General features: G+C 60.7%; 32 protein-coding genes and 2 pseudogenes. 22 read left to right on the top strand and 12 right to left on the bottom strand.

Annotated elements, in window-relative coordinates; all coding sequences use genetic code 11:
* Together BRA1253DRAFT_RS07770 and BRA1253DRAFT_RS46150 are read left to right on the top strand one after the other, a co-directional pair.
* The coding region (locus tag BRA1253DRAFT_RS07770) for a PQQ-dependent sugar dehydrogenase (protein ID WP_210161954.1) at window positions 1–730 on the top strand (730 nt) is incomplete at its 5' end.
* A 22-nt stretch (window positions 731–752) separates the two neighbouring features.
* Complete coding sequence (locus BRA1253DRAFT_RS46150) at window positions 753–995, top strand: cytochrome c family protein (RefSeq protein ID WP_371261367.1); 243 nt, start codon at window positions 753–755, stop codon at window positions 993–995.
* A 642-nt stretch (window positions 996–1637) separates the two neighbouring features.
* On the opposite strand, the gene BRA1253DRAFT_RS07765 is transcribed toward BRA1253DRAFT_RS46150, so the two are convergent.
* The 3 genes from BRA1253DRAFT_RS07765 to BRA1253DRAFT_RS07755 form a co-directional block, all read right to left on the bottom strand.
* A complete protein-coding gene (locus BRA1253DRAFT_RS07765; protein ID WP_007592816.1) occupies window positions 1638–2828 on the bottom strand; it encodes an ERF family protein in 1191 nt (396 codons plus the stop codon).
* Between the two features lie 22 nt (window positions 2829–2850).
* Window positions 2851–3078 (bottom strand): hypothetical protein, encoded by a 228-nt coding sequence (locus BRA1253DRAFT_RS07760; RefSeq protein WP_007592814.1) that lies wholly within the window; start codon window positions 3076–3078, stop codon window positions 2851–2853.
* A 71-nt stretch (window positions 3079–3149) separates the two neighbouring features.
* On the bottom strand, window positions 3150–3968 hold the full coding sequence (locus BRA1253DRAFT_RS07755; RefSeq protein WP_007592812.1) for a YqaJ viral recombinase family protein: 819 nt from the start codon (window positions 3966–3968) through the stop codon (window positions 3150–3152).
* Window positions 3969–4036: 68 nt separating this feature from the next.
* On the opposite strand from BRA1253DRAFT_RS07755, the gene BRA1253DRAFT_RS41215 reads away from it, so the two are divergent.
* From BRA1253DRAFT_RS41215 to BRA1253DRAFT_RS40430, 5 genes are all read left to right on the top strand, one after another.
* Window positions 4037–4291, top strand: coding sequence for a helix-turn-helix transcriptional regulator (locus BRA1253DRAFT_RS41215; RefSeq protein ID WP_007592810.1), 255 nt, complete (start codon window positions 4037–4039; stop codon window positions 4289–4291).
* Window positions 4292–4596: 305 nt separating this feature from the next.
* Window positions 4597–4812 carry a hypothetical protein gene (locus tag BRA1253DRAFT_RS07750; protein ID WP_007592808.1) on the top strand — a complete coding sequence of 72 codons (216 nt, stop codon included), beginning with the start codon at window positions 4597–4599 and terminating at the stop codon, window positions 4810–4812.
* 516 nt (window positions 4813–5328) lie between these two features.
* Window positions 5329–5964: a hypothetical protein gene (locus BRA1253DRAFT_RS07745; protein WP_007592806.1), complete on the top strand. Its 636-nt coding sequence runs from the start codon at window positions 5329–5331 to the stop codon at window positions 5962–5964.
* Window positions 5965–5993: 29 nt separating this feature from the next.
* Complete coding sequence (locus tag BRA1253DRAFT_RS07740; protein ID WP_007592804.1) at window positions 5994–6575, top strand: hypothetical protein; 582 nt, start codon at window positions 5994–5996, stop codon at window positions 6573–6575.
* Window positions 6565–7023: a hypothetical protein gene (locus BRA1253DRAFT_RS40430; protein ID WP_051058404.1), complete on the top strand. Its 459-nt coding sequence runs from the start codon at window positions 6565–6567 to the stop codon at window positions 7021–7023. Before BRA1253DRAFT_RS07740 ends, BRA1253DRAFT_RS40430 begins: the two co-directional genes overlap by 11 nt.
* Window positions 7024–7132: 109 nt before the next feature.
* On the opposite strand, the pseudogene BRA1253DRAFT_RS45090 reads toward BRA1253DRAFT_RS40430, so the two are convergent.
* A pseudogene (locus BRA1253DRAFT_RS45090) lies at window positions 7133–7282 on the bottom strand (aliphatic sulfonates ABC transporter substrate-binding protein); the annotation flags it as partial.
* A gap of 535 nt (window positions 7283–7817) precedes the next feature.
* Between BRA1253DRAFT_RS45090 and BRA1253DRAFT_RS07730 the strand changes: the two are divergent.
* Entirely contained in the window at window positions 7818–8357 is a 540-nt protein-coding gene (locus tag BRA1253DRAFT_RS07730; RefSeq protein WP_245285876.1) for a DapH/DapD/GlmU-related protein, read from the top strand.
* Between the two features lie 170 nt (window positions 8358–8527).
* Window positions 8528–8758 carry a hypothetical protein gene (locus tag BRA1253DRAFT_RS07725; RefSeq protein WP_051058403.1) on the top strand — a complete coding sequence of 77 codons (231 nt, stop codon included), beginning with the start codon at window positions 8528–8530 and terminating at the stop codon, window positions 8756–8758.
* Window positions 8759–8817: 59 nt separating this feature from the next.
* On the opposite strand, the gene BRA1253DRAFT_RS07720 is transcribed toward BRA1253DRAFT_RS07725, so the two are convergent.
* Entirely contained in the window at window positions 8818–9159 is a 342-nt protein-coding gene (locus tag BRA1253DRAFT_RS07720; RefSeq protein ID WP_007592797.1) for an H-NS family nucleoid-associated regulatory protein, read from the bottom strand.
* Between the two features lie 968 nt (window positions 9160–10127).
* Between BRA1253DRAFT_RS07720 and BRA1253DRAFT_RS07715 the strand changes: the two genes are divergently transcribed.
* Entirely contained in the window at window positions 10128–10874 is a 747-nt protein-coding gene (locus BRA1253DRAFT_RS07715) for a response regulator transcription factor (protein WP_007592795.1), read from the top strand.
* 12 nt (window positions 10875–10886) lie between these two features.
* Here the strand turns inward: BRA1253DRAFT_RS07715 and BRA1253DRAFT_RS07710 are convergent, their stop codons facing one another.
* A complete protein-coding gene (locus BRA1253DRAFT_RS07710) occupies window positions 10887–11168 on the bottom strand; it encodes a hypothetical protein (RefSeq protein WP_035992975.1) in 282 nt (93 codons plus the stop codon).
* Window positions 11169–11400: 232 nt separating this feature from the next.
* On the opposite strand from BRA1253DRAFT_RS07710, the pseudogene BRA1253DRAFT_RS46145 reads away from it, so the two are divergent.
* Window positions 11401–11679: pseudogene (locus BRA1253DRAFT_RS46145) on the top strand (hypothetical protein); the annotation flags it as partial.
* An 862-nt stretch (window positions 11680–12541) separates the two neighbouring features.
* The gene (locus BRA1253DRAFT_RS07700) at window positions 12542–13024 is read left to right on the top strand and encodes a phasin family protein (RefSeq protein WP_007592790.1); all 483 of its coding nucleotides are present in this window, start codon (window positions 12542–12544) and stop codon (window positions 13022–13024) included.
* A 280-nt stretch (window positions 13025–13304) separates the two neighbouring features.
* On the opposite strand, the gene BRA1253DRAFT_RS07695 is transcribed toward BRA1253DRAFT_RS07700, so the two are convergent.
* Complete coding sequence (locus tag BRA1253DRAFT_RS07695; RefSeq protein WP_035992968.1) at window positions 13305–14096, bottom strand: Crp/Fnr family transcriptional regulator; 792 nt, start codon at window positions 14094–14096, stop codon at window positions 13305–13307.
* Window positions 14097–14721: 625 nt separating this feature from the next.
* Here BRA1253DRAFT_RS07695 and BRA1253DRAFT_RS44355 point away from each other — a divergent pair.
* Window positions 14722–15270, top strand: coding sequence for a hypothetical protein (locus tag BRA1253DRAFT_RS44355; RefSeq protein WP_198288336.1), 549 nt, complete (start codon window positions 14722–14724; stop codon window positions 15268–15270).
* 276 nt (window positions 15271–15546) lie between these two features.
* Here BRA1253DRAFT_RS44355 and BRA1253DRAFT_RS45080 read toward each other — a convergent pair whose 3' ends face one another.
* The 4 genes from BRA1253DRAFT_RS45080 to BRA1253DRAFT_RS07680 form a co-directional block, all read right to left on the bottom strand.
* Window positions 15547–15723 carry a hypothetical protein gene (locus tag BRA1253DRAFT_RS45080; RefSeq protein WP_245285875.1) on the bottom strand — a complete coding sequence of 59 codons (177 nt, stop codon included), beginning with the start codon at window positions 15721–15723 and terminating at the stop codon, window positions 15547–15549.
* Between the two features lie 245 nt (window positions 15724–15968).
* Window positions 15969–16394: a DUF4440 domain-containing protein gene (locus tag BRA1253DRAFT_RS07685; protein WP_007592779.1), complete on the bottom strand. Its 426-nt coding sequence runs from the start codon at window positions 16392–16394 to the stop codon at window positions 15969–15971.
* Between the two features lie 454 nt (window positions 16395–16848).
* Window positions 16849–16971 (bottom strand): hypothetical protein, encoded by a 123-nt coding sequence (locus BRA1253DRAFT_RS45845; protein ID WP_007592777.1) that lies wholly within the window; start codon window positions 16969–16971, stop codon window positions 16849–16851.
* A 102-nt stretch (window positions 16972–17073) separates the two neighbouring features.
* Entirely contained in the window at window positions 17074–17343 is a 270-nt protein-coding gene (locus tag BRA1253DRAFT_RS07680) for a hypothetical protein (RefSeq protein ID WP_245285874.1), read from the bottom strand.
* A 168-nt stretch (window positions 17344–17511) separates the two neighbouring features.
* Here BRA1253DRAFT_RS07680 and BRA1253DRAFT_RS07675 point away from each other — a divergent pair, with 168 nt between their 5' ends.
* Both BRA1253DRAFT_RS07675 and BRA1253DRAFT_RS07670 read left to right on the top strand, forming a co-directional pair.
* Window positions 17512–17733 carry a hypothetical protein gene (locus BRA1253DRAFT_RS07675; protein ID WP_157158557.1) on the top strand — a complete coding sequence of 74 codons (222 nt, stop codon included), beginning with the start codon at window positions 17512–17514 and terminating at the stop codon, window positions 17731–17733.
* Window positions 17734–17802: 69 nt separating this feature from the next.
* Window positions 17803–19092 carry a c-type cytochrome gene (locus tag BRA1253DRAFT_RS07670; protein ID WP_007592772.1) on the top strand — a complete coding sequence of 430 codons (1290 nt, stop codon included), beginning with the start codon at window positions 17803–17805 and terminating at the stop codon, window positions 19090–19092.
* A gap of 32 nt (window positions 19093–19124) precedes the next feature.
* On the opposite strand, the gene BRA1253DRAFT_RS07665 is transcribed toward BRA1253DRAFT_RS07670, so the two are convergent.
* Window positions 19125–21095 carry a 4Fe-4S binding protein gene (locus tag BRA1253DRAFT_RS07665; RefSeq protein WP_035994983.1) on the bottom strand — a complete coding sequence of 657 codons (1971 nt, stop codon included), beginning with the start codon at window positions 21093–21095 and terminating at the stop codon, window positions 19125–19127.
* Window positions 21096–21290: 195 nt separating this feature from the next.
* Between BRA1253DRAFT_RS07665 and BRA1253DRAFT_RS07660 the strand changes: the two genes are divergently transcribed.
* From BRA1253DRAFT_RS07660 to BRA1253DRAFT_RS07630, 7 genes are all read left to right on the top strand, one after another.
* Window positions 21291–21998, top strand: a complete 708-nt coding sequence (locus BRA1253DRAFT_RS07660; RefSeq protein ID WP_088941301.1) for a biotin/lipoate--protein ligase family protein — start codon at window positions 21291–21293, stop codon at window positions 21996–21998.
* Window positions 21999–22006: 8 nt separating this feature from the next.
* Window positions 22007–22546 carry a DUF6505 family protein gene (locus BRA1253DRAFT_RS07655; protein WP_035994978.1) on the top strand — a complete coding sequence of 180 codons (540 nt, stop codon included), beginning with the start codon at window positions 22007–22009 and terminating at the stop codon, window positions 22544–22546.
* Window positions 22543–23550 (top strand): DUF6352 family protein, encoded by a 1008-nt coding sequence (locus tag BRA1253DRAFT_RS07650; protein ID WP_007592763.1) that lies wholly within the window; start codon window positions 22543–22545, stop codon window positions 23548–23550. Before BRA1253DRAFT_RS07655 ends, BRA1253DRAFT_RS07650 begins: the two co-directional genes overlap by 4 nt.
* Window positions 23547–24059 (top strand): DUF3305 domain-containing protein, encoded by a 513-nt coding sequence (locus tag BRA1253DRAFT_RS07645; RefSeq protein ID WP_007592762.1) that lies wholly within the window; start codon window positions 23547–23549, stop codon window positions 24057–24059. The genes BRA1253DRAFT_RS07650 and BRA1253DRAFT_RS07645 overlap by 4 nt, the downstream gene beginning before the upstream one ends.
* Entirely contained in the window at window positions 24056–24664 is a 609-nt protein-coding gene (locus BRA1253DRAFT_RS07640) for a DUF3306 domain-containing protein (protein ID WP_007592761.1), read from the top strand. Before BRA1253DRAFT_RS07645 ends, BRA1253DRAFT_RS07640 begins: the two co-directional genes overlap by 4 nt.
* A gap of 136 nt (window positions 24665–24800) precedes the next feature.
* The gene (locus BRA1253DRAFT_RS07635; protein ID WP_007592760.1) at window positions 24801–25625 is read left to right on the top strand and encodes a molecular chaperone TorD family protein; all 825 of its coding nucleotides are present in this window, start codon (window positions 24801–24803) and stop codon (window positions 25623–25625) included.
* Window positions 25622–25831 carry a twin-arginine translocation signal domain-containing protein gene (locus BRA1253DRAFT_RS07630; RefSeq protein WP_007592759.1) on the top strand — a complete coding sequence of 70 codons (210 nt, stop codon included), beginning with the start codon at window positions 25622–25624 and terminating at the stop codon, window positions 25829–25831. Before BRA1253DRAFT_RS07635 ends, BRA1253DRAFT_RS07630 begins: the two co-directional genes overlap by 4 nt.
* Window positions 25832–25836: the final 5 nt, after the last annotated feature.

Here is a 25836-nt window from a genome sequence, read left to right as displayed (position 1 = left end):
GTCCAATCCCATCCCAAACCTCCGTCCAAGCCGGAGGCTTCTTTCGCACGTTCATTCGAATTCTGAAGCAAGGGTATCGGCTTCGCGCTTACTGTTGACCGTCGGTGATTTTGGCTTCGACGGGGCTGCCTCGGTTCACGCCTATGCGCAGGACCCGGCAGCCTCGTATGGCAAAACACTGGCCATTAACATTACGGATGGAAACACTACAATTTTTACGATTGGTCACCGAAATGCGGAAGGCCTCTATATCGATCGGTCTGGAACGATTTGGTCGACCGAGCATGGCCCGCAGGGCGGCGACGAACTCAATCAGTTGGTCCGGGGCGCAAATTATGGTTGGCCATTTGCGACCTATGGAACAGACTATGGTTCGTTCTCGTGGCCGCTGAATAAACCTGATGCGGAGCAGAAGGGCTATGAAGCTCCAGTGTTCGCTTGGGTCCCCTCGATCGCAGTTTCTAATTTGATCGGGGTGGAGCGCGGATTGTTTGCGCAGTGGCAAGGTGATCTCCTGATCGCCACACTCAAGGCGGCGTCGCTGTTTCGCGCGCGTGTGCGGGACGGTCAGGTCAAATACCTCGAGCCGATCGCGATCGGGAGTCGCATCCGCGACCTCATCGAGGGTAATGATGGCAGTCTCTTGCTATGGACGGATGAACAGAAATTGATCTCCCTTCGTCCCAAGGAAGGTGCCACGGGTGAAAACTCTTTTCGCGGAGAAGTGTAGCGGCTGCCATCAGCCGAACTTGATGAGTGGCAATCGGATCGGACCAGATTTGCTCGGCATTGTTGGTCGTCAAGTCGCGTCGGTCACGAGCTATCCGGATTACTCATCAAGCTTACGCGGTTTGGGGGGCACATGGACCGAAGAGCGCCTTAACGAGTTCCTCAAAGCACCAAGCGCCTTCTGTCCTGGAACGAGAATGGATTTCCCCGGTGATGTCAGCGCGACAGAACGCCGAGCCATCCTCAGTTATCTACGTACGCTTTGACGGAGCACGGCGTGCCGGCTTTGTAATTTTGCCATGCCTGTGAGCTGTGTCCGATATTCGCAGGCGCGCGAGCTCTTGGTCCTGTTCGAGGGCTTACTCAATGCGCCCCAACGTTTAGTCGTGAACGAGAAGATCTTTGGTCCAGAACAAATCCGCCTCTGTCATCGTGGACTCTAACGCAAGATGTGTGCGCGGGTGGATACAGAAAATCGGCAGCACATTGCGGCAAGATGGATTGTCTTGGTCGTGTGACGGCCTTCGATGGCCACAAGCCGGAGCTAATTGTGCCCGATTTCAAGCGCTCCGTGAGCGGCATGGCGACGCCCCCCGACGCATCGGCCCGCTTACGAGTTTCCGGATCGTGGAGCAGCAACATGCGCTTTGTCTGCGCGGCACGTAGACTTCCGTGTTGATGGCGTCGCATCGAATCCATAGGACGCAAGACGCGCGTTGATCTCGACCGTAGCGATTGGATCGATCCGATCACGACCACGCCGATGCGGCGGAGCGTGGCCTCAATCGCCTTTTGGCTATAAGTCTCAAGAAGCTTGTGGCGCAGTACGCGGTAGCGCTGAATCTCCCAGGAGAGTTCGGCGACTGAACCCCGCCGGCAGCGCGGGCGCGCCGTTTGGAAGGCCCCGTTCATAGCGGTGAGGCCTCCTCCCCGGTGCGTGAGGGCACGGCCGCGCTCAGGACGGCGGCACTGGACGGGCTGTGGACTGGGCTCGCCACCCACAAGTCCTGCGCCACCGGCAGCGGCGCGATCTGCATATTGGCCCACCAGGCCCGTTCGTTGCCATGCCGGTGCAGCTCCTGGTGATGGGCGCGACACAGGGGGACGGTGAACTCGTCACTGACCTTGCGGCCGAGCGCCCTAGGTTGGGCGAATTTCAGATGGTGGGCATCGCACGGGGCTCGCTGGCAGACGAGGCAGGGCTGCTTGCGGACGAACAGCAGGTGGGCCTTGCTGCGCTTGCGGGGAGGCTCTTTGGGATGAGCGAGCCCCGTTTCGGGCGCCGCTGGCAGGGCCGGCTGCGGCGCGGTCTCGGTGCCCGCAACTGCTGCCGGCAGCGGTTCTTCTGCCAGGCTTGGCTCGCGATCTAAGGCGTGCGCTTGTTCGACCCTGCTGGCTGCGGGAGGGATGGCGTCCTCGAGCTTGCTCTGATAGGCGGCCTCGACCAAGCGGGCGTCCGCCTCCAGCAGGCTGTTCTTGAGAGGAAGGCTGGCCTTGGCCCAGGCAAGCAGGTCGGTGCTGCCAGACAGCTCTGCGAGCTGGCGCAACAGCTGCTCGCGGAGCTCGGCGGACCTTGGCGGCCCCAGCACCGGCGCGCGGTTGAGCACGCCCTTGGCGGGCTTGGCGATCGCGCCAACGGCTGGTTGCGACGCCGCAGCGGGCGGGCCGGCTAACGCATCGGGGGCGTCCAGATCGTCTTCGCCGGCAATGCCGACCAGCGCGAACAACGCATAGCGCCGGGCATAGGTCAGGGCGGCGCCCATCCGGTGCGGGGCGGCGGTGTCGGCGACCGGGCACACCGGCCAGTCGGAGGCAATCCATTCGCCCGAGGCGTGGAGCAGGGTGGTCGTGAGCCTGATCAGTCCGGTGTCGACATCGATCGCGGTGGCCTGCACGGTCGCGATCTCGTGCTTGGTGAGGCACTTGCGCACGATCTGAAGCCCGCTGGCGAGGGAGGCATAGCGGAAGGTGCGGCTCTCCTCCCGCGGGAACGGTGATACGATCGTCGCGGTCAATACCTTTTCCGGATTTTCAAGTTCACTTTGCGCCCGCGCAAGCGCGCCGGCGATTTGGCTGATGGTCACGCTGCAGCGCTGCATTGGCTGTCTCCACTGCTCGAGGTTATCGGTCCTTCAGGAGGTCCAGCTGGATCGCCAGGATGAGGCCGGCGACGATCAACTGGTGCTCCAGGTCACGGATCAGGGCGACAAGGACGTGGTCCTGCGCGCAGCGCGCCTCAAAGCCACGCAGTTTGGCCGAGAGTTCAGCGAACAGCTCGAATGCCGATTCGTACGGCTCCGGGGGGTCAGAGAAGGGATCGAGATGGACAAAGTCAAAGGACGGCTGCATCGGCAGACCCTCTGAACCGGGAGCTCAGGCCCGGCAAGTTGCCCGCCCCGTGGCTGAGCTCGGCGGGAGGTTTAAGCGACGTCGACCACCTCGAAGCTGATTGCGCCGGCCTTGGAGCGCTTGGCGCGCAAGCCGTGGCCGCTCGCCTCCTTGGCGTCTTCCGGCACCAGCGCCTTTAGCTCTGTTTTTGCCCGCTCGTGCTCGAGCGCCGCGCCGCGAGTTTGGCGGTAGAGCGTGCCCAATTCCGCCCAGGCGTTTGAGCCGCTCATGTCGACCACCCGGATCGCCGCCAGCCGCGGCCGCGGCGGTTCGATGCCAAACAGCTGCGGCGCCTCACCGTTTTGCACACAGCGCCAGAACTTCTTCTCGGCGGTGAGCAGCAGATGTTGATAAAGCGGATCGGCATGGATCCTGATTTCCACCCATCGGCCACCACCGGTGATGATCGACAGCACCGCGGCGCGGGCGGCGACCACCCACATGTTGTGCTGCAGTTGGGCCATATGCTTGTCCGCGGCCGCGTCCTCGGAGAAATTCCAGGGCAGCGCGAATTTGCTTTCGAATACGTCTCCGGTTTGGTGCACCCGCCCATCGAGAGTCGCGGCCATCCACTTGTGCACGGGGTGGAAAACCCGGCGCTGAACGTGCGTGACTGCAAGGCCCGTTTGGCGTTCGTACCACGCCCGGTTGAGGTGCTGGGTCGCGGTGCCAAGCTGGACCACCAGGTTGCCAGAGAGGTCTTCTGGCTCGACTTCGCCGCGCTTTTCCTGCCAGAGCCGCAGCAGCGCCACCGCGTCGTCGCCCATGACGGTCGGGGCGTCACTGCCGCCGATGAAAGTGCGGCGGTCAAAATGAGAGATCTTTTGCTGTGAACTGATTGAGCGGTGCATGAATGCCATCCTGATGATTGTGCTAGCCTTCCTTGTGATTCTGACACATGTGACAAAAGCACAATACCATGGCTGTGACAAGTGCACAAGTTCGTATGGCTCGTGCAGCCTTAAATTGGACTGTCCGGGACCTCGCGGACGCAACCGGTCTCCACCGGAACACTATCAACAATATCGAGGTGGGCCGTTATGCGGGTGATCCGAAGACCCTTGACCTTATCCAGCGAGCGCTAAAAGCCGCTGGCGTCGAGTTCATCGACGAGAACGGTGGAGGTCCGGGCGTTCGACTCGGAAAAGCAGCCAGCGACAGATCCCGCAAATAGTCACATCTCGGGAGCAGTGTTTGCAGCTGCCGCGTGTATGAGGGTGGGATGGTAAATGCTATATGGTAAGAGGTGGCGAGGATGGGCGTGAATCTCAAAAACCCGAAGACACATCGGTCGACCGCAGATTCAGGCCGCGTACCGGTGAGTGATGGCGACGGCAGTTACGATCGCTGTTCGCGAGCGCCTTGAGCGGGTCCGCCGGGAACAGGGGCGCGCGTCTCGGACCATCGTCCACAGATTGGCCAGAACTACGCCAAACGCTCGAAGAAACCTTATCGATCGACCGATCGCGGACTGCCGCGATGATCACCAATTACCTCCGCACCGGTCGCCATCTTGCGCGACGAACCCGAAGCGAAAGGCTGCGCACTCGCGATCGAGGAACATTCTACACCTCGACGGCGAGTTTCGTGGAAGCCGCGCTCGTGATCGACGGAAACGGCGGATTCAATCGCAAGCCGGTGTTCGATGATCCAATTAATCCAATTAAGAAGGCGCGCGTTGCCGGGGGCACGTGACGTCGTAGCGTCCGCGTTGCGGCACGCTCAGATACATTCATCACCCGCGCCGCCAGACTAGAGTTCGAAACCCATTCGCGCATTCTCAGCTCAGCCACTCTCAGCGACAGCTCTCTCGTTAAATCCAATTTTAACGTATCGCACGATAGCCTGGCGCTGAGGCCGATTGCTTTGATTCGCATTGGCGCTCGTTTCCCCGCGGCGGAGTTTTTTTGGGAAGCAACTCGTCAGACCATCTGGTCGGACGCGCCTCAAACCTCGTGCGAGAAGCAGGGAAAATGCCGCCACATCCAAACATCAAAATTCAATTGCCTGCATATTTTTTCGGGACGACCTCGCAGGTCGTGGTAGCGCCCACAATTCGACCTGCGCGCGGCCGCCCTGATCAAGCATCGATGGTCTGATCTAAGCGAATTGCTCGGCCACTCCAGCAACTGTGGCGTTCGACAATCTGCAGCAGCGCATCTCAGTGACGGGTGAGAGCCCAAGCCTGCAATATCAGTCAGGAGATGGAACATGCCTATCTTGCTTCTGGACGGCGAAGATCCGGTCGATTTTGAGCGCATCGTTGAAGAGCTGACAAGTAAATACGTGCCGTGCGGGGTGGATCAAGAGGACTGTGTGCTGACAATGGCAAAGTGTCTCTGGCGCAAGCAGCGCTACCAGCGTTTTCTCTGCGTTCGCATAACGGGCGCGCGGTTCAATCCGCGGCACGAAGGGTATGACCGCTTTCATGCGCTGTCGGCCTTTCTCCAGCTGCTCGCCAAGATCACGACCGAGGATGAGCTAGAGCGGGCGCTTCACTTGATCGACGCTCCTAGCGCGCATCACCTCAGAGACCGCTGCCCGAGAGCGAAGTTCAAGACCGCCAAAGGCCGGAGCAAGGCAATTCGGGCTGAATTGCTGGCCATGCTTGCGACGGGAGCCCTGGGGCTAAGTGCACCTTGCGAGGAACTTCGGATCATGATGGCGGGTGCGGTTCTCACAGATGATGTCCTCGCTCGCGAGCTTGACCTCGAACGTGAATGTGATGCGATGTTCGATCGGGCGCTCGATCGATTGATTAAATTGAAGGCCGCCGAACGGAGCATCACTCTGGAAGAGCGGAGCCGCTTCCATCGGGCGAAGGCTCCACGAGCCCGTGCAAAGTAACTCAACATTTTGTGCTTTGGGGAGCAACGATGACACGACGGGCTCGCGAAACAAACTTTGAAATCTCTGGAGCGCCGCTGCGGCGCGATGAGTTCGACAGGAACCATCGCCAGATCAAGGCCGCCATCAGGCCGCGCGATCGCGTTGAAGACATGTACGCCGAAGATCTCACCGATGGCAGCCTGCAGATGCCAAGGTTGCGCCGAGCGGCGTCCCATTTCCTCGCGACGCGCCAGCGGGAGGTACTCTATGCGCAGCTTGTGCAGCACCAGCCCGCGATGTGCGACGCCGATCACGTGACCCTGGTGGAGCGCTGGTCACGTGGGGAGCCGGACGCCAAGGCCGAAGTTGCTGTCATCCTCCAGCAAGCCGGCCTGACCGAATTCGACATTGAATCTGAAGCGGTGCTCAATTCCTTGCCGACCTTGATCCAGCTCGAGCAATTGCAAGCACCGAAGGCCGCGCGCCGCGACAAGGCGCTGTTGGCCATCGCGTTACATCGCCGGATGCAGGCGCAGGATCAAGTGCTTCGGCTGGCACGGGACAATAATTGTAACACAGGAACCCTCGAAGGTTCGAGTTTGGAGCAGCCGCCAAGTGATGACCAGTGAACGTCAACGCGCCGCCAATCGCGCCAATGCGAAACTCAGCACCGGCCCGAGATCCCCGTCGGGAAAGGCGCGCGCGAGCCGGAATGCACGCCGCCATGGCCTCGCCGCGCAAGTGGCGCTCGATGCTGATCGGCTCGCGCGCGCCGAGCAACTCGCCCGGGCGATCATGGAGGCAACCTTCGGCCGGATCGATTTGCTGCAAGCGCGATCGATCGCGCAGGCCGAACTTGCGGTCAGGCGAGGGCGTGCGGTGGCCAATGCACTGCTGGCTCAACTGTGCGCAACCGCGTGCGGCTCTGATCCAGCTTCAGGCCCGGTGGCGTCAGGGCGAGGAGACGCCTGTGCCGGTCTTGTTCACGACCTCAAAATGGTCGAGCGCTATCTGCGGCGTGCGCAGGCACGGCGCGACAGGTTGCTGCGACGTCGTCTCTCCGACGCAAGCCGGTAGGGGGCTGTGCAATGCCGCCCCGCTGGACGCGGGCCAAGACCGCGCAAGTCGGCCGAGGCGGTTGGTCACGCGGAACAGGCCCAGTGATCGGCGTCCGGACCGGTTTTCATGCCGATCGGTTCGCGCCAATGCGCGCGTGCGCGCAATGCCACGGCCGCCGCGCCTTGTTCAGCCGCTGCACGAGGTCCTGCACCGCCGCGCGCTTGGTGGCGATGGCGCTGTCGGAGGCGACGATAAAGGTGATGGTCGGCGTCAGGCCCCCGGGTGTTTGTGCGCTCCGGCATCAGGAGGGGAGCTCGAAATGCGCAGAACGAACCCAATTAACGTGAAGGATTACAACGTAGTCTTGTTCGTTGCCAACGCCGAGATGTTAGAGCTGAGGCCGGTTTGGCGCAGCCACGGCGGCGACCGCTTCGAGCCGCGACCTTGGGGCTTCGATATTGAACAGGCAGGTTCGCCGGTCTGGACGGAAGGGCGTTCGCGAATGGCAAAATGCCAAGGCTGTGTCAACTGCGGACAGCGGATCTCACTGTCCATTCGTCGCGGTTGTGCAAGTGTGGCGGGAGCGAAGAAGTGTAGGCCATTGAAATGGTTGAAATAATGTCGGCCTGACGACAAACGTCGTGCCGAAGCTAATATCGCCCTCCGATACCTGCATTTGGCGCGGCGCATCGGGAGGAAGTTGTAATTGCATTCCAAAGTCGCTTATCAAATTAGCCGTACGTCAGGATTGCCGATGTTAGGCAGTTGGCAATTCAAACCAAGTGGTGCTTCCGATGCTACGCGATCCCAGAATGTCCGATGACCGTGTGGATCAATGGCTCGCATTTGCGCGCCAGTTTTTGCGGGCTCTCGCAGTTCGCAAGAGGAAGCAATTCGATCGGAGGGTGCCGATCGGAGACCTTCTCACCGAGCGCGACGATAACGCCGCAGCGTATGGGTTCGGCGAGGGCACCACGATGTACGACAACGCGCTCGTTCTGGGGTCTGTCAAGGTCGGACGAAATACCTGGATTGGACCAGGATGTATCCTGGATGGCTCGGGGGGAGATTTGCAGATAGGGGACTGGTGCTCCATCTCCGCTGGCGTCCAGATCTACACACATAACACCGTAAATCGTTCTATTTCGCTCGGCAGGGACCCGATCGATTACGCACCCACCTGGATCGGCAATGGAGTATATGTCGGCCCTAATTCCGTGATCCAAATGGGTGTAACGATCGGCGACCGCGCGATCATAGGTGCAAATTCACTGGTCAACAGGGATATTCCTACAGGTGCCAAGGCGTTTGGCTGTCCTGCGCGCCTTCAGCAGCCCTCAACGTCGAAATAAATGCAATCCGCGGCCGGCCCAAGTTTCCATTTTCGCCGCAACTCCGGTCGCCGCCGATTTAATGGCAAGTATCAACGAGCAAGCTGAGGAATAAATTACTGCATTAACAAATTTAAGTTGCTCTTTCGCTAGTTTGACGTACCATTTAATTGAGGGCTGGCTGTTGCAGGATGATCCCCATGACCCATCTTGATACCGACGGCGAAGATCGTCGTGAGTTCTTGAAGAGCTGCGGAAAATTTGCCGCCGTCACCCCTCCTGCCATGACGCTGTTGCTGTCCACCTCTCTTACTTCAGCCGCGATAGCCAGTTCAGGCGGTCATATTGTGCACGGCAACAATGGCTACGGCAACGGCGGCGGTGACGGCAGTCCGAACAATAAAGAGGATCGCGATCGCTAGATGTTGCTGTGGACAGCCGCGCCATAGCGGTGTCTACGGCGTCGCGACCGTCGCGGGGCTCAACCGGTGCGGCGGCGCTTGCGGCTGGATGAACGGTTGATCAACAAATCGTCCAGCTTCTTGCCGGCTCGGAGCTGCGCCTTCAACCAGCGGGGTTGCTTGCCACGACCGGACCAGGTCTCGGACGGGTTTTTCGGATTTTGATACTTCGGCAGCACTGGCGGGTAGGGGCGGCGCGCACGTTCGCCGTTGGGGGCCCCGGAAGTTCCCTCGATCCTGCGAAGCCGCTCTTCGAGCTTGGCTTTTTCCGCAATCATTCTCCGACTAAGAACAGTCGTCACTTCATCGTAAAGCCGCCACAGCTCGGCTGTGGCCGCGGATGCCCACTCGTCGTTCCCCATGGAAGCCGTCCCCACTACTTCCGATTTGAAATAGGAGGGGGGCTTATCAGGTCGAAGCCCCGTCGGGCAAGCCTGATCGGCCTGCCCACAGAACTCTAGTGTGCAGTGCGGTACTTCTTGGGGCTACCAGCCGGGCCTGTGCCTTCGACCGGCCGGTCGCCTCCCAGCCGGTCTCCGCCGGCGGACCCTTCGCATCGGGCCGAGCAAGCGCTGCTCGGCCATCGACACACGACTACGTAAATTCTGCAATTCAGTGAATTGAACGATCAGAGATTCATGCGTTTGCCGCAAAACAGCCGAAGAATACATGTGACCACCTACTCATTACCAGCGATGACCCGTGACCGCAGATTGAAGTTTGCCGGGTTAACGAAAATGTCGGCCGAACTTTGCTGACCAGGTTTTCATCGGTGCCCCTGCCGAAGCAGCCGTTATCGTTCGAGACGTCTGATTAATGGTTAGAAAATTTCCACTCCTCATATTGATGTTGGATGAATAGTCTTACTTTTTGAGCCTCCTCCGTGTTATGGGTCGAGGCTTTTCAGCCGCCTCGCTCCGGTCAAGTTTGTCGAATGTTAGATTTGAATCATGAATGTGACTATATATCGTTCGTAATAAGTGGTCGGTGATGAGCTTGATGGCGGTTAACCAATCCTGACAAGGCAGCCACATACTGGACCGCCAGATCTGCGGGAGAGTTTTGCAGATCATGGCCAGCCGAGAAGGCGCTGTTTTGTAGATGAATCGGCTGCTTCGGATTTTCCGTGGAGGACCGCAATCCTACGGTGCTGCATGCATTCTCAAAGCGAGTTACAGTGGTGTGGCCATCATGCGTTGCCGATACGCGCCGCGACGAATCGACAGTGCGGCGTTTTGGCAGAACGGATTGGTTGTGCTTCCCGCGCGTCTTGAGGTGAATGCAGGAATAAAAACTGCCGCGCGGGGTATCAGGGATAGGCAGGGGAAGCATGCGCCGCATCAGAGTCGTCATCGCGGATCGGCACCCGATCGTCTTGCAGGGAATCAGCAGCGTCCTTGCGGCGCAGCGTGATTTTGCGATCGTGGCCGCCTGCGGCGATACTGCAAGCTGCATTGGGGCCATCCGACTTCTGGTGCCCGATATTGCACTGGTCGATATTGCAATGCCCAGTATCAGTCGACCGGACATTCTGGCTATCGCAAACACCGCTGGCCAAGGTACCCGGGTCATTTTCTTCGCTGAAAAGGCCGGCGATCAAAGGTTGCAGACGCTGGCCGCGGGCCGCGCCTGCCTCGTCCTCACGAGGGATGCTGAGCCGGAGATGCTGGTCGCGACCCTGAGGAAGGTTGCGGAACGCCAGGGACCGGCATCGCGGTCGCCGTGCACAGGTGGCGAGGTCCGTGGGGAGTCTCACACCGGCGAGGAAAAGGCTCCGACGCAGCTGACCGACCGGGAGCGGCAGATCATGAGACTTGTATCGGAGGGGCTATCGAACAAGGAGATTGGGCGTTTCCTGAGCATTACCGATGGTACGATCAAAGTCCACCTTCACCACATCTTCCAGAAGCTCGATATCAGCAATCGAACAGTTCTCGCGGCATTTGCAATTTCGCAAAACGGGAAACATGCGGCCGCACGTGAACTCGCCTCTTCCGGCCTACTACAGCAGGATTCGGCGGTTCGAAACGACGAGGACGTTAAGCGAAGCAATGTCCTTCCGGAAGGTACGCGTTAGCTGGACACCGCATCATGCTGGGCGGTGAGCATCGGTTGCGGCGCGCAGATGCTCGGCCATGTTTCGGCAGGCTCCTTCGGCCTCAGCCAATGTTCGGAAGGGCGACCCGCTGATCTTGATCGCGCCATTGTTCTCGTAGAGTGGTCGCCAACTCGCCAGGTATCCGGAGCGTCCGTGAAAGCCTGGACCGGTAGGGCTCTCCAGGCTGATCACAAACGAGAAGCCATCGCCGCTCGCGCTCCAGATCTCCATGTTTTCGATGGGCCGGTGAAATTGCAGTGGCGTGGCAATCATCCGTCGTGCGGCGCCCTTAATCAAGCGAATCAGATATATGCATATTAAATATTAGTTTGACACTCCAGATTGGGGTTTCCCGGCGCCGGGGCGAGCAAGCCCGAGGCCATGGAAATGCTGGCAATCTGCTGGCGGCGCACGCTTCGTAATCTCCATCTTTCAAACAAAATTCTGGTTGAAAGTCTATTTAATATATAATAGGAATAAAGCAAATTTAAATCAAGGGGAGCGCATCGTGAGCCAAAGTGGCAATGAAGATGACGACCGGCGGGCGTTCCTAAAAACCTGCGGAAGATTCGCGGCCGTGACACCCCCCGTCATGACGCTGCTGCTGTCGACCTCGCTGACCTCGACGGCCATCGCGCGTTCAGGCGGACAGAACGGAGCAACGCATGGCGACGACAGGGGCCAGTCGTTCCTCGACAACGACCGCCCGTCCTCTGCAGCGTCGGGGTCCTCTGGCGGCGGGGCACCTGGAGGCGGTGGCGGACCTGGGGGGCGGCGTGGAGGGGCATCTGCTGCTGGAGGGCCATCCGGCAGTGGCGGCGGATCCGGCGGAGCGGCCGGTGGCAAAGGACCTTTCGCGACGGGAGGGAACTCCGGAGATCCGACCGCATATGGAGGGGTCGATTGTGCAGATGAAGAAGACGACGAGCGGAGGCACAAGCCCGAGTGCGAGCGAGCCGCCACTCGACTTTCGAGCGCAACCCGCTCCGAGCATTAACAACGGTTCGACCCGCTGTTGTTGCATGCTGAGCAGCCTGGCCCAATGGAGCGTGCCGCGCCTGGGCACATGAGTACTCTATTAACGCGCCGCCGCATCGTTATCGGCAACGCAGCATCCGAATGTTAGTCGCGTTTTTCTCTGATTGCATATTTTTTTGCCCACCATCGAAGCTGGCGGAATTCTCGCGGACATATTGCCAGGAGACCTCACATGAAAATCTGCGCTCGAGTGGACAACCCCGCTGCTGTTCTTCGCCAGCGTCTCGAAGCGCTTGCCTCCCAACTCGCGGAACTTGAGAGTCTCAGGGACCGAGTGGATCGAGAAGAGAACCATCAGCGCGAGCTGCGCCGGTCGGGCTATCTCGGACGGCGCGCGAGCTCAGAGCGCCACCCTGCAACGTCGCAGATTTAAAGCTTATGCCTGCTCCGCCTGGTCGCAACCCATCAAATTATTCAGCGAGAGTCCGAAAGCGAACGGATGGTTCGAATTTAATCGATCATATTTGGCTCGGCGGGGGGCGAGCGGTTCATCCGCAGCAGCATCCCGTCACGCCGAGAACAGGGGCGCTAGTTTTCTGGCGCAGTACGTGCGGGGAGCGGGGGGTCTTCAATCTACTAACTAGTTTCGCTTGAAAGGATGAAAGCTCGTGAATGATGCCAATGTGAAAGTCGAAACGCAGGCCGATCCGGTGAATGAGAACGCGAATGGTGCAAAACCAAGGTTCGATTTGCCGCTTTTGAATTTCCAGGAACTCCTCCGTGGCTTCGCCGAGCAGGGCGCCGCACAGACCAAGAAAAATATCGCGAGCATGAAAGCGACTTCCGAGGAGATCAGCGACATTCTCCGTGAAGCCTGCTCTATGAACGCCAGAGGGGCCGTTGATTACGGCGCCAAGGTCATCGAGATTTCCAAAGACAATACCAGCGCCACCCTGGAGTTTTTATCCCGGCTCGCTGAGACCAGGTCGCTGCTGGATATCGTGCATCTTTCGACCGCCCGAAGCCGCGAGGCTTTCGAAGTTGTCTCCGCACAGAATCGGGAGCTTTGGGAGCTCGCGCAGAAAGTTGCGATCGAGACGACCGAGCCCATCAAGACTAGCTTCAACAGAGTGCTGCACAAGACCGTCTGAACCGAGGCTACCGGCCGCGCGGATCGACTGGACAGGCGTTTCCGCGACGAGGGGACGCTCGGTCCAGTCGATGGCGGGCCAGCGTGCTCAGGGTCCGCAACAGATTGCAGGAAACGAAGATGGGTGTGGTAATGATCAAATGCCCGGAAACGGGCGACGCTATTTCGACGGGTATCGAGACTGATCGCGAAAGGTTTCGCTGCAGCGCGGTATTCTTCTCGCGCACCTATTGTCGGGTCTGCGCGGCTACACACGAGTGGTTCGCGCGAGAGGCCTGGGTCTACGAGCCTGCCCTGGATAGTCGGTCGCCGGGCGGCTGGCGGGCGTCTCGCGCCGGCGCGGCTTGAATAAGTCCTGCTCCGCCACGCGAAATTATCCGATCGATCCTGCGGCTCATCACCTTGTAGCACTCGCATGCCACGGCTTCGAGCCGCGGCCGGTCAATCTCGAGCTGACCGCGGCGGTTGGATTTCAACGCTCTTGACGCGCGCAACGCCCTCACAACATGCGTGACCGTGGTGCGTCGGACGCCCAGTAGCTCCGACATAGTCTCCTGGGTCAAGGGGAGGAGATTGCTGCCATTCGCCCGGTCGTGAATTTGAAGCAGCCAGCAGGCCATCCGGGCTTCGACGGAATGCAGTGCATTGCAAGCCGCGACGTGCTGAACCTGCGTCAGCAGCGATCTCGTGAAAATCTGCACCATGGATGCGATCGCGGCGCTGCGCCCCAGAGCTGACAAAAATTGCGCCGCCGGAATCTGCAGCACGGGCCCCGGTACGCGGACGACTACCGTCACGGATGAGTGGGATGTACCAAGCGCCAACGTTAGACCGATCGCACCTTCACGACCGATCACCGCTATGGCGGCAGTCTGCCCGTTCGGCAAGTCCACGATGTAGGAAATCGCGCCGCCACAGGGGAAGAGAAGGTGCTCGATTCGATCTCCCGATCGGACCAGTACGGCGTCGCGCTTGAGTACGACTTTCCGCAGGTGAGGCGCAAGCAAAGCGAAATCCGCCGCCGGCAACGCTGCTAACAATCGATTACCAACTCTTGTCGCGTGGTCCATCATGGGATTCGTCCCCCACGGAGGTCCGGCGCTAGGTCTCCTGCCGGCTGGTGCCGGCTGGTCTGCACTACTCAACAGCGCTCCAATCGGTCACCGGAGATATGGTTCCAATTGGGAGTCGTGCGTGTGCGACGGCACCGCCACGCACGATCCCGCTAGATCCTGCGATTGGCTCCAACTGGAGACCGGCAGGCTCGCGGGGATTGCAGTTGATGTCGGCCAAGCCTATCGCTCGTCCGCCTTCTCGGGAACCGGAAAGAGTGTCATCGAAGCGGACGCTCTATGCCTGTGCGACGGATGCCAATTTTCGGCCGAATATGCTCAGGCGGCGACCGCCTAATCATTGAACGTTCTTAACTCGTGGCTGACTCTTAATCAGCGGGTCCCAGGTTTGGGCCCCGCCCACCGCACCTCGCAAAGCCTTAGGCCGATCCACGGTTTGAGAAGACCGAACTAAAACGGTTTTTCAAACGGTGCTTTTTGGATCCCACCGGACGGTTGCTCCCGACAACGTGATCGGCGGTGCCGGTGACAAAGCGGCTCGCCGAGCGGCTTCCCCACTTAGTCACCATTTGCCGAACGAGTGTGCCGCAAGTTCGAACGACCCTGCTATTGAGCAGATCGGCCCTTGGTGCGGCTTCCTATTTTAGGCGAATTGCTTGTGACGTTCACGGAGGGAATCCATCCACAGGGTGAGATCCTGCACGTGCTTGAACATATCTTCGGGAGGCGGCGAAGCGGCATTTCGCCCGCGGGAAAGATCGTGAGCGTCCGTGATATCGCAACAAAGTTTGAATCCTGCCTCCCAAGCGGTGACGTCAGCGGCTTTCGGGTGCGGCGCTTCAGCGCCTGCTGGAGACGCGCGACGCGCTGGCGCGTCAATCTCGTCGCCAAGGCCTTGCGAGAAAGCAACCAGATCAACGACGAAATCAGCCGCGCTCTTGGTTGTGACTCCGCATCCTCGTTTTCGCAGGCTTTCACCCGTCACATAGCTGGGCGCCTGGCCCGTGTCGCAAAGGCTTTCACCTGTCAGACGTGGTCCAATGATTGCCTGTCGCGTATGCTTCTGACACAAATTTACAGGCCGAATCTACCGAATGCGCAACGTCTGGAACAGTCTGACGATCCGTCCCATCGGTATGAATTGCCGGCGGTTCGTCTCAAAGTATTTGATTAGCTCGTCGAGTTCGTCTTGCGTGGGCTGTCGGTTACGCTCTTTGCTCTTTCCAACCAAATTGAGGTGACTTAACGCGACGCGTGCGAGGCGGGCTTCCTCGGCTGAAACCTCGACACCGTGCACGGCGGCGGCGTTCGTTATGATTGTACGGAGAAGGACAAATCGATTGCCAGTGTCGCGGGGGCCAGCGCCCAGCTTGGCGCGCTTTCTTCCGAACTCGATCAGCGACTCTCTGTTCAGAGCGGGCAGCTTCACACTGCCGAGTTCGGTCTTGAGCTAGGCCATCACAGCAGCTTTTGATCGGCGAGGGGGCTTACCGACCTCGCGCATGTCTTGGTCGTGCAAGTCAATCAGATCGCCAAACGTGCGAACGTTCCGGACCACGCGTGGCTTCGACGATCCATTACGGTCAATGTTGCGCTCCATTTCGAGCGCCCATTCTTCCTTCGCCATCCTTGCGTCTTCGGAACGTCTCGGCCACATAACGGGTCTTGCGCCGGACTTGGACGCGCCGGTTTCCGGATGCAATTTGTGTAGGTCGCCACGCGTGTGCACTCCGGCTTTCGTGTGCACGACGTGTGCACCGGGAGATCCAGAAAAATCCATTAGGCGCAAGCCTGCAGGGCCCGCCCTTTCATGCCAATGAATCAGCCTTGACGTTCGGAAGCTTTTGACGCGAAGCAGGCCTGCGAACGATGCTACTTGCCTTCGTTCCAGATATCGGTGGCGAGCTTCCAATCATTTCCGACCTTTTCCCAAACCACGACATATTTTCCAGTCACTTCCTGTGGTGTCGGTCCCTTGGTCTTCAGCACGAAGGTGCCGATCTCGCGTGCCGCCATAGGGCCAAGCGGCTTAACGTCAACGGTGGTAAGTTTCGGATCGCCAACTTGCTCCGCCATGCCTTTCCACATTGTCTCGATGGCTGCTCGGCCCTGCACCATCGCAGAGCCGGGCGGGAATGCAGTCGCATCCGTGCTGTAGAGTGACCCAATTCCAGAGAAGTCGCCCTTGTTGAACATTTCAATCCATTTGGCGTTGATCACTTCAATTTCGGCCTTCTGAGCCGATGCTAGGCCGGTCAACGAAATCACGAATGCGATCACCAGTGCTATGCTGCGCATGATCATCTCCAATCCTGATGTAGATACGAATGCGAGCGGCAATTGTCCTGACGTCGAGTGGATGCGCTGAACGCCGCATCCCAGACCGCGTTTGGCGCAACAGCAACTCCGGAGGACTACCGTCAACAACATTGACAGGTAAGAACAAGGCCGCACCGGGTGCGATCGAGCGACGAGGTTGATTGCTCGTTATCGAAGGTTCACCGATAGAGTGACAGGCCGCAAGCCACCGGTCCAACAAAGAGCGTTCCCATGTTGCTGAACGTCGTACTTCGACTGAGAAGGGAGAAGTGCCACTCTTGATGTGCCTGATCGCATTCTGCCCTTGAGGCGCGGTCGATACTCCGACAAGGGATCGCTTTGTAGCGATGTCATGGAAGCCCGCGCCTCACCTCGTGGAGATTAGTAGCCGAGCATCAAGCGGCCACCCCGGCGCGTCTTGTGGCGGGCAGTCTTACAGGCGGACACCGGTTGTAGCAAACGCTTGGGCAACTGGTTTCTGCACCTGATCCAAGAGCGCCATTGCTGCAATTGCGATCACAACGGCAGCAGCGCAACCGAGCAGAAAAGCCTTCATGCGCGAACTCCATCATTTACAAGCCGTACTCATCTTACGATGCCGCTTCCTGTGAGTAACTGTGGCGAACGATCTCAAGCTCGCCCGCAGTTGCTGCCGGGTCTAGGGGCTCTTAAAAACCGGGTCGATCGAAAATGCATCGCTCATCAACCCCAGCGATTGAAGGTCGGCGCTTTGCAAGTCCACTTCCAATATGAGGAGGAGCAGCATGAGCACGACAACCGTAAAAGCGAGCAGAGGCGAGGCTTTTCGGGTAGCTGGCTCTGGAGCGATCAAGAACACGCGCATGGCGCGTAGCCATGAGATCATCCGCAGCAATGGCCTCGATTGCCCCAGCATGCCTTCTTCCTTGACATGACGAGCAAAAACCAAGGCTAGGACTCGCGCTGCCGCGATTCAAGGGAAGATTGCGGGCGGCGGGCGAACTGACGCAGTGCGCGTCGAGGAACGGATACCGATCCTTCCTCGTTGAAGCTTGCGCCCCAGAAGGAGGATCTGGCCGTGAAGGCACTGACATCCATACTATGCCTGGCAGCGGTCGTGGCCTTCGATAGTGCGCTCGCCCAAGCCCGTCAGACGGGGGCGCCTGCGCCACAGACGGTTCCCGAAGAGAGGGGCCAGCCGCAGCCACAGGGCTGGACCGGCCCGGTTAATACGGGTTCGGGCGGCGCGCCCGCCGAGAGTCCGCAGGGCCAGAGCCCGCCCGGGATGCAGGCGGCGCCCGAGGGCTCGTCCAAGAAAGTCGTGGCGCCGAAGAAGTAAGTGCGGTGCCGCGGACACTTATTTCGGGCATTCTTGACGGCATAGAGTGACCATGGCTGGCAGTGATTGATGCGATGGGCTTCGTGCGCCCGGGTTGCCGCAACCCTCCTGGAGATTGTTGCTGCGTCAGCGGCGCACGCGCAGCTTGCGGGTCACGGCGGCCCCGTCCGTGCGCTCGCCGTTTCGGCTGATGGCGACAGCCTGTTGTCGGGCAGCTTCGACACTTCCGTCATCCGCTGGTCGCTTAAGACCAACGCGGCGGGCGAGGTGCTAAGGTATCATGCGGACGCCGTTAACGCCGTTGCTTTCCTGCAGGACGGCCGCATGGTCACCGCGGGGTCCGACGCCCGGCTGGCGGTATGGACAGCCGGCCGCCAACAGCCTGATCAAGTCCTCGAGGGGCATACCGCTCCCGTCGTGGCAATCGCCGTGGCGTCGGACGGATCGAGCCTCGCCTCGGCCTCTTGGGACCATAGCGTGCGCCTTTGGTCGTTGGCTGATGGCGCCGCCCGGGTGTTCGAAGGTCACGCGCAGAATGTGAACGGTGTGGCCTTCGCTCCAGACGGCATGTCGCTCGTTAGCGTCGGCTATGATCGTGCGTTGCGCATCTGGCGCTTGCCCGAGGGCCGGCCTGAGACGGTGGAATTGCCAGCGCCATTGAACGCCGTCGCCATCGCGCCCGATGGCGAGATCGTCGCGGCAGGGGCTGACGGCAAGCTGCGCATGTTGACGAGGGACGGGGAGCTGGAGGGCCAGGTGGCCGCGGGCTTGGCACCGATCGTCGCTTTGGCGCTTTCCGATGATGGGATGCTGATCGCCGCCGCAGGCATCGACGGCACGGTTGCCATTGTGCAGCGCAAGCCGCGGAGAGTGTTGCGGACGCTCGTGGGCCCCGTTTTCCCGATCTGGTCGGTCGTGTTTCTGCATGATGCAGCAACGCTCGTGACCGGAGGTGCGGACGGAAAGATCCGGCGCTGGAACGTGTATACCGGTGAGCCCGTCGATTCGAACCTGTTCGGGACATCAGCGGATCCGCTGGCCGCTTATGCGGGCGATCATGGTGCCGATATTTTTCGCGCTTGCGTTGCCTGCCACACGCTGTCGGACAAGGAGCCGCAACGTGCAGGGCCAACGCTTGCCGGATTGTTCGGACGGAAAATCGCCTCGCTCTCGGGCTATCGGTTTTCCGAGGCGCTCAAGACGATGGATATCGTCTGGAGCCCCGAGACCGTCGCAAAGCTGTTTGAAGTCGGGCCCAACGCCTACACGCCGGGAACGAAGATGCCGGAGCAGCGCATCGGATCGGCCGAAGACCGCCGCGCGTTGACCGACTTCCTGGCCCGGGCGACCTCGCAATAGGCGAGGCCCTACCTGGACGAGGGACGTCGCGCCTACGTCTTGCTGTCCGGCCGGCGCAAATAATCCTCGGTGGTTCGGGGCGGCGCGCGTTCTGGCACGCCCTCAAACGGATTGAACCGCTGTTCGCTCATCACGATCACGCGGCAATCCGCGCACATCCTGATGGCGTCGAGGCGCTGGTCGCCCGCCGGATACATCCAATGATTGCCCTCGAGCTTGACCGCGATGCGATCAATCGTGCTCTTCACGCCGAATGCCGTGCCGCAGCGGATGCAAAGGGCAGGCTCTTCCTCTTTGATCACAATCGCGGGCGCGCGGCCTGCGCGGAAATCGATCTGCGGCTTCAGCGTTATGACCTTCTCGGGACAGGTGCTCTGGCAGAGACCGCATTGCACGCAGGCATCCTCGACGAATTTGAGCACTGGACGGTCGGGATCGTCGCGGAGCGCGCCCGTCGGGCAAACGGAAACGCAGGACAGGCACAGCGTGCATCCACCGGTATCAACACTCACCGCGCCAATCGGAGCGCCCTGAGGCAAGGCAATGACGTCGACCTGCTTCGGTGCGAGCCGATGCAGTTCGCTCAACGCGAAGCGAAGCAGGTCGCGCCGCTTGCCGACGGTCTTGAAGGTCGCAGGCGTGTTCACCGCGGCAAGTCGCTCGATGCCCCTCAGGTGCTCCAGCATTGACTCCGGATCGTCAGTTTCGATCACAGTGACCCGGCGCCCTTCAAATCCGAGGCCCGCAAGGATGGTCTCTGCCATGTTGGTCGTTTGGGTCAGTCCAGCCACGTCATGCCGCGGCTTGCCGCGGAGCAAAAGCCGGAACGCGGTCGCTCCGTAGGCAAATGCGCCGATGACAGCCTCAATCCCGATCTGCGTCACCTCGTTGACGGCCAGAGGGATGACGTGGGCAGGCAGGCCATCGCCGTGCCGCGCCAGCGCGTCGATCAACGGCGTGCCGTGTTGGCGGTCGTGTAGCAACAGGACGGGGTTCGATCCGCCCGCCTGATGATAAGCGAGCAGCATGGCGCGGATGGTCTGAAGCTGGGTGTCCGCGGGCGGCAACGCGTAGGACGCGGCGCCCGTCGGACAGGCGGCGGCACATTGGCCGCAGCCGGCGCAAATCTCGGCATCGATAGCAACATGATTGCCGGCTGGCGTGATCGCATTCGTGGGGCATAGATCAAGACAGCGATGACAGCCGGTCAGATTCGAGCGCGAATGGGCGCAAAGATCGGGCGTGAACTCGACATATTTAGGCTTATCGAAACGCCCGACAAGTTCACGCGCGCTCAGGACGGCGCGCAGCATGGCGCCCGGCTCCTTGGGATCGGCCCGCAGGTAACCGTCGCGCAGATCATGCGCCTGAAACAGCGGTCTCTCTCCCGATAGGTCAATGACGATGTCGCAACGCGAGGTGGCGCCGTTGCGTGGAGTTTCAAAGACGTAGTGGTCGCGCGAGGAGGGGCGCGGGGGAGCGTAGTCGTTGACGGTGAGCTCGAAAGCGCCAAAATGTCCTCTGGCGTTACGGATGGTTCCTTTAACGACCGGGAAGGGCGTTGCCACAGGCGAGATGATCGCGTCCGGCTCCCTCAGCATCACGGTCACATCGAGGTGATCCGAAAGGAGCAGCCCGGCTTCGATCGCCGCCTCGTCCCGGCCATAGATCAGGATGACGCCGTCGCTGGCAAGCGTGACAAGTGGATAATCGGGCGCCTGCACGGCGCTGGCTGCGAGCAGCGCTGCCATTTTGGGGCCCGCATGCGTGCCTTCGGTCGACCAGCCTGCCGTCTCGCGAATGTTCACGAAAGCAATCGGCGCGGAACGATCGCCGGCTTGCTCCGCAAACAAGGATTGCTGATACGTGCAGGCAACGGTCAGAGGGCCCTCTGCCTTTGCGCATGCGCCAAAGTGGTCGAGCTCGGCGCCGCACAGGTGACGAAAACTCCTGATGTCGCCATTGTCGCATCCGCGCTTGATCGCGGCCACGTCAAGCCGCATCGTGTCTTCACACGAACAAATCAGGATGGTCTTCGCTGGCTGCTCCAGGTTCATCCCTCCGAGAAGGCGACGAATGACGGGCTCGCTCCGATCCTTCGCTTCGTATAGATATTGTCAATTGGGGAAAAGGAGAAATTGGAGGAAGGCCTGCGGTCGATCCCAACCAGCCTCGCTTCCACGGCGGAATGGATCCAATTGCCGCCGCCCTTTGCCTTGGTCCGGTTGCGCGAGAGCGGAGACGCGTTCGCCCATGCATGCTGCATTGCACCCGAAAGCGGTGCCGGCACGCTGGTCTATGTAGGGCGGTTCGACGTCGCCGAGTTCGCGGTGGTGCTGGAGCCCACGGAGCCGCTGATCACCGCACGCCGCGCCTTTTACGCCGGCATGGTCGCCCTGACCGACGCCCTGCGCGCCTATGCGCCGCCGGCCAAGGAAGTTGCGATCGGTTGGCCCGATGCGGTGAGGATCGACGGTGGACTCGTCGGAGGGGGACGGCTTGGCTGGCCTGCATCCGCGGACGAGGATGAGCCGCCGGATTGGCTCGTATTTGGGGCCATGATTCGAACAGTCATGATCAACGATCATGATCCCGGTGTTCGCCCGCTTGCCTCCGCCCTCGACGAGGAAGGGTTCGGCGAGGCCGGCGCAGTACAGATGACAGAGAGCTTTGCGCGGCACCTGATGCGGGCGATCGACAGTTGGCAGGTCGATGGATTTGACAGCGTCGCGCGCGAATATCTCAGCCGTATCCCTCGCGAGCGGCAAACGCTCCGACGCATCGATGATCGCGGCGATCTGCTCACGCGCCACACGGGTCGTGATACGACCGAGCGGGCAGCTCTCGTCGACGCGCTGGCCTCGCCATCCTGGCTCGATCCGACGCTTGGAGGGCCGAGGCGGTGAAAAAGACTATCAAACTTCTACGCACGATCGCCCTGGATCCCTCCGACACCTTCGTGTTCGACGTGCCGGCAATGCCAGACGAATGGGCCGTCTCCGGCGCCTTCCGCTTCTGCGGTCAGGATCTGGCGGAGCTGAGCCGAAAGGCACGTGCCGCCTTCCGCAGCGGCTTTCTTGGCGTGCAATCCTGGGGATGGTCGACGCTCGCGCAGATCGTTCCGGCAACCGAGGACGATTGCCAGGTGCTGATCGAGCTCCTTGCCAGACAACTTGTCGATCGGTTCGGCGCACCGGACATGGCAATTGCGAGGGCCGCTGCGGAAGAGGAAGTCACCTTTGCACAGTCGCTCTGCTCGCACCCGGTCAGCTCGCTCATTGCGGTCCACCGCTCGGGCGGCGACGGCGACGTCCACGAGAGCTTCCGTAAGCTGCAACTGCGGGAAGGGCAGCGTCATGGCAAGGCATTCTCGTTCATGGAAATCGAGGATGATGTCAAAGCCGACAGCGATCTTAACTATTCTGATGGGGGCCAGGAGCGGCTCCTCCGATGAGTGATTTCTGGATCGCATGCGGCCATCATCTGCTCGATCGCGACGAGAGCGGCGGGCTTCGTGTCACCGACGAATTCTTGAAGGCTTATTTTGCCCGTCCCGAGCTGATGCCGCCGAAGGACGCGTGCCCGGTCGAACGAAGACTGCATCGTGAGATGCTTGCTGATCCGCGCCGGGCGGTCGCAGCCGACGAGGTCGCTGCGATCGCCGATGAGGACGCGCGGGAGAACTGGCGCTTCGTGGTGGAGTTTCGCGATCTTATGTTGCGGCACCCGACGCTCGAAGCTGCGTATCTCGCAGTTCTGAGTTCGTCGTCAAACGTCCTGCCGCCGCTGTTCATCAACCAGCTCGTGCATGTGATCTTGCGCAATGCGCTTGACGCCAACGACGATGTGTTCGTGCTGCGCGCCGCCGAGCTGTTCTTCCGGCCGCAGCGGATCCTTCCACATGAACAGGCCTTGCTGCTTGGCGACGAAGAGGTTGTCGGCGATCGCAGCCCGACGCCTATCTTGTCGCTGATCTCGATGCTGGGCACCAAGACTGACGCCCAGCTCGATGTGCTGAGCGAGGAAAATGCCGAGAGTTATTGGCAACGCAGCAACCAGTTCGATATGGCCCTCGATCTCACCGCGGGTGGGCGAGGCCCTCGCGCGCTGGCACAGGCGATGACGCGCTGGGTCTCCCATCTGCTCGGGATCGATGTTCGCATTGAACCGCTGACGGAACTACGCGAGGTAAAGCTGGCCTGGTATATCGGGTTGGACGCTGACGCCACCAAGATGGGCGATCGGCTTTGGCATGGCGAGGAGCTCGACGGGCTCAGCGCAGGGCGAGTTCTTTCGCTGTTTCGCCTCACCTTTGCGGATCCTCAACTCGCCCTAGAGACCTTGCGGGGCGAGCCGGTCTATCTGATCCTAGCGATGACAGCCGATCGGAAGCTCCGCATGAAACCGCAGAACCTGTTGAGGGGACTCCCGATCAGGCGCGTGGAGGCGATCTCATGAGTGTTGCCCTGCCGCTCCAGCGTATTCCCGTCGGTATCGTCGTCGAACTGCGCAAGGCGGATTCGCCGTGGGGCGATTTTATCTGGCGGAGCGCCGCCGTGTTGCCTGACATACCGGACACGGAGCCCTGGACAATCTTGCGCGAACAGGGCGGCACCACCTGGTTCTATGCCGGCAGCGCAACGGTTGATCTGTACGTGTCGGAAACTGCGCGTTACCGCGACAATATTGCCTCCGGCACGCCGAGCCTCTGGGTGGTCTTGAGCCCATCCGAGGGAGCTTGGCCTTATGCGATCGCCGCCACGACCGCTGATCCCGCCGAAGGAGAGGGGTTTACCGGGGCCGCTGACAATCTGGTTGAAGCCGTACCGATGCCCGAGGTAGTGCGCGAGCTGATTGAAAGCTTCATTGCCGAACACCACGTCGAGCGAGAGTTCGTCAAACGCGAGCGCCGGCGCGCCGACCCCGAGGCTTTGGCGCGTCGGCAGCATGAAGGCGGGCAAGAATGACCGAGGAAGAGTTTCTCGCGCGTTGGTCGCGTCGCAAGCGCGCGTCGAATTCGAATGCTCCGCCAGCGGAAACAGCCGGGCCGGCCGGTGCAGCCGCGGTGCCATCCGCCGCGGCCGAGCCCGAACCGGACGTGGATCTTGGCAGCTTGCCGTCGATCGACGCGATCGCGGCGGGAACCGACATCACCGCCTTCCTGCGCAAAGGTATTCCGCCCGAATTGATGCAAGCGGCCCTTCGCCGCGCCTGGACGGCCGATCCGGCGATCCGCGATTTCGTGGGGCTCGCCGAGAACGCCTGGGACTTCAACGATCCGAATGCCATGCCCGGCTTCGGACCACTCGATTGCTCGCAGGCGGAGCTGGCAGCCTGGGTCGACCGGATCGTCGGGGGTCTGCGTGACGCCGCAGAGACTCAGCCTGACACGCCGACGCAATTGCAGGAGTCCTCGGCCGTTCCGAATGGCGATATTGTGCACTCCGTTGGGCTTACCGAGAGGCCTGATGAAACCGGTCCCACAGAGATCGCGACTCCCGTTGCATCGCAATCGGCCATGGAGCCCGATACTGTTCCGCGCCGCGTACATGGTAGTGCCCTGCCTCAATAGTGTTGCTACCAAAGGCGCTATAGCCTCAACCTATTGAGCGGCGATTGACCGTCTGCGGAACTAGGTCTAGGTTTGCTAGCGCTTTGTTGCGCAAGTAAAATTGGTCGCTCGAGGGTCTCAGGCAACGGAGGTCCATGTGCGTGACGCCGGGCTCTATCGCGCCATTGACGCCGCAGGCGGCGTGGCCCAGCTTGCGCGCAAAATCCACATCAGCCAGCCCTCGATTTCGAACTGGAGCAAGGTACCCGCTCAGCGGGTGATTGCGGTCGAAGCTGCAACAGGTGTTCCTCGGGCCGAGCTGCGGCCTGATCTCTATCCCGATCACCATCACGAACACACGGCATCGCAAGACAGCATCGATCCGATCGATGTCGCGCGAGCGCAGGAATATGTCCTTCTCGCCGCCTTGCTCGCAGCTGCGCCGTCCAAGCGCTTGCTCGATCGGCTTACGGGTTTGAGCGGAGACGGCACGCCACTCGGTCAGGCTCACGCCGGCTTGGCGGAAGCCGCTTCGCACACGACCGCAGCTCAGGTCGAACGTGAATATTTCGACCTTTTTGTCGGTCTCGGCCGCGGTGAGTTGCTGCCCTACGCCTCCTACTATTTGACCGGCTTCCTCAACGAGCGGCCGTTGTCACGTTTGCGGACGGATCTCGCGGAGCTCGGCATCGCGCGCGCCGAGGGCAATTCCGAGCCTGAGGATCATGCCGCCATCCTCTGCGCGATCATGGCCGGAATGGCTGATGGCCGCTGGGAAGCGCCGTTCGTTGCGCAGCGTGCGCTGTTCGAGAAACACGTTTCGTCCTGGATGGAACGTCTGTTTGGCGACATGGAGCAGGCGGCGAGCGCAAGGTTCTACCGCGCGGTCGGCACGTTCGGCCGCCTGTTTATCGAGATCGAGAGGCAAGGATTTTCGTTCGCGAAGTGGCCATGCGAGGCTGGTCCGGGAGAGGTGCGATGAGCGATGAAAAGAAAGCGATCGTCGGACGGCGCGACTTCCTCCGCAGGGTTGGCATCGGCACGGTAGGCGCTGGGGCCATGCTGACGACGCCACTCGTCGGTTCCGCGCAGGCCGACAGCGAGAATGACGATGAGAAGCGCAAGTCGCGCTACAAGGAATCCGATCACGTGAAGGCCTATTACCGCGTCAACCGCTATCCCGCCTGAGGGAG

Origin of the sequence: Bradyrhizobium sp. WSM1253, assembly GCF_000244935.1 — a bacterium.
GTDB classification, from domain to species: Bacteria; Pseudomonadota; Alphaproteobacteria; order Rhizobiales; family Xanthobacteraceae; genus Bradyrhizobium; species Bradyrhizobium canariense.
This window is presented reverse-complemented; position numbering and strand designations above follow the sequence as displayed.

Excerpts from the sequence above, each read along its gene's own strand:
- BRA1253DRAFT_RS46150 (WP_371261367.1), top strand. The coding sequence starts at position 753 with ATGAGTGGCAATCGGATCGGACCAGATTTGCTCGGCATTGTTGGTCGT.
- BRA1253DRAFT_RS07765 (WP_007592816.1), bottom strand. The coding sequence starts at position 2,828 with ATGCAGCGCTGCAGCGTGACCATCAGCCAAATCGCCGGCGCGCTTGCG.
- BRA1253DRAFT_RS07760 (WP_007592814.1), bottom strand. The coding sequence starts at position 3,078 with ATGCAGCCGTCCTTTGACTTTGTCCATCTCGATCCCTTCTCTGACCCC.
- BRA1253DRAFT_RS07755 (WP_007592812.1), bottom strand. The coding sequence starts at position 3,968 with ATGCACCGCTCAATCAGTTCACAGCAAAAGATCTCTCATTTTGACCGC.
- BRA1253DRAFT_RS41215 (WP_007592810.1), top strand. The coding sequence starts at position 4,037 with ATGGCTGTGACAAGTGCACAAGTTCGTATGGCTCGTGCAGCCTTAAAT.
- BRA1253DRAFT_RS07750 (WP_007592808.1), top strand. The coding sequence starts at position 4,597 with ATGATCACCAATTACCTCCGCACCGGTCGCCATCTTGCGCGACGAACC.
- BRA1253DRAFT_RS07745 (WP_007592806.1), top strand. The coding sequence starts at position 5,329 with ATGCCTATCTTGCTTCTGGACGGCGAAGATCCGGTCGATTTTGAGCGC.
- BRA1253DRAFT_RS07740 (WP_007592804.1), top strand. The coding sequence starts at position 5,994 with ATGACACGACGGGCTCGCGAAACAAACTTTGAAATCTCTGGAGCGCCG.
- BRA1253DRAFT_RS40430 (WP_051058404.1), top strand. The coding sequence starts at position 6,565 with ATGACCAGTGAACGTCAACGCGCCGCCAATCGCGCCAATGCGAAACTC.
- BRA1253DRAFT_RS07730 (WP_245285876.1), top strand. The coding sequence starts at position 7,818 with ATGTCCGATGACCGTGTGGATCAATGGCTCGCATTTGCGCGCCAGTTT.
- BRA1253DRAFT_RS07725 (WP_051058403.1), top strand. The coding sequence starts at position 8,528 with ATGATCCCCATGACCCATCTTGATACCGACGGCGAAGATCGTCGTGAG.
- BRA1253DRAFT_RS07720 (WP_007592797.1), bottom strand. The coding sequence starts at position 9,159 with ATGGGGAACGACGAGTGGGCATCCGCGGCCACAGCCGAGCTGTGGCGG.
- BRA1253DRAFT_RS07715 (WP_007592795.1), top strand. The coding sequence starts at position 10,128 with ATGCGCCGCATCAGAGTCGTCATCGCGGATCGGCACCCGATCGTCTTG.
- BRA1253DRAFT_RS07710 (WP_035992975.1), bottom strand. The coding sequence starts at position 11,168 with ATGATTGCCACGCCACTGCAATTTCACCGGCCCATCGAAAACATGGAG.
- BRA1253DRAFT_RS07695 (WP_035992968.1), bottom strand. The coding sequence starts at position 14,096 with ATGATGGACCACGCGACAAGAGTTGGTAATCGATTGTTAGCAGCGTTG.
- BRA1253DRAFT_RS45080 (WP_245285875.1), bottom strand. The coding sequence starts at position 15,723 with ATGGCGAAGGAAGAATGGGCGCTCGAAATGGAGCGCAACATTGACCGT.
- BRA1253DRAFT_RS07685 (WP_007592779.1), bottom strand. The coding sequence starts at position 16,394 with ATGCGCAGCATAGCACTGGTGATCGCATTCGTGATTTCGTTGACCGGC.
- BRA1253DRAFT_RS45845 (WP_007592777.1), bottom strand. The coding sequence starts at position 16,971 with ATGAAGGCTTTTCTGCTCGGTTGCGCTGCTGCCGTTGTGATCGCAATT.
- BRA1253DRAFT_RS07670 (WP_007592772.1), top strand. The coding sequence starts at position 17,803 with ATGCGATGGGCTTCGTGCGCCCGGGTTGCCGCAACCCTCCTGGAGATT.
- BRA1253DRAFT_RS07665 (WP_035994983.1), bottom strand. The coding sequence starts at position 21,095 with ATGCGGCTTGACGTGGCCGCGATCAAGCGCGGATGCGACAATGGCGAC.
- BRA1253DRAFT_RS07650 (WP_007592763.1), top strand. The coding sequence starts at position 22,543 with ATGAGTGATTTCTGGATCGCATGCGGCCATCATCTGCTCGATCGCGAC.
- BRA1253DRAFT_RS07645 (WP_007592762.1), top strand. The coding sequence starts at position 23,547 with ATGAGTGTTGCCCTGCCGCTCCAGCGTATTCCCGTCGGTATCGTCGTC.
- BRA1253DRAFT_RS07640 (WP_007592761.1), top strand. The coding sequence starts at position 24,056 with ATGACCGAGGAAGAGTTTCTCGCGCGTTGGTCGCGTCGCAAGCGCGCG.
- BRA1253DRAFT_RS07630 (WP_007592759.1), top strand. The coding sequence starts at position 25,622 with ATGAGCGATGAAAAGAAAGCGATCGTCGGACGGCGCGACTTCCTCCGC.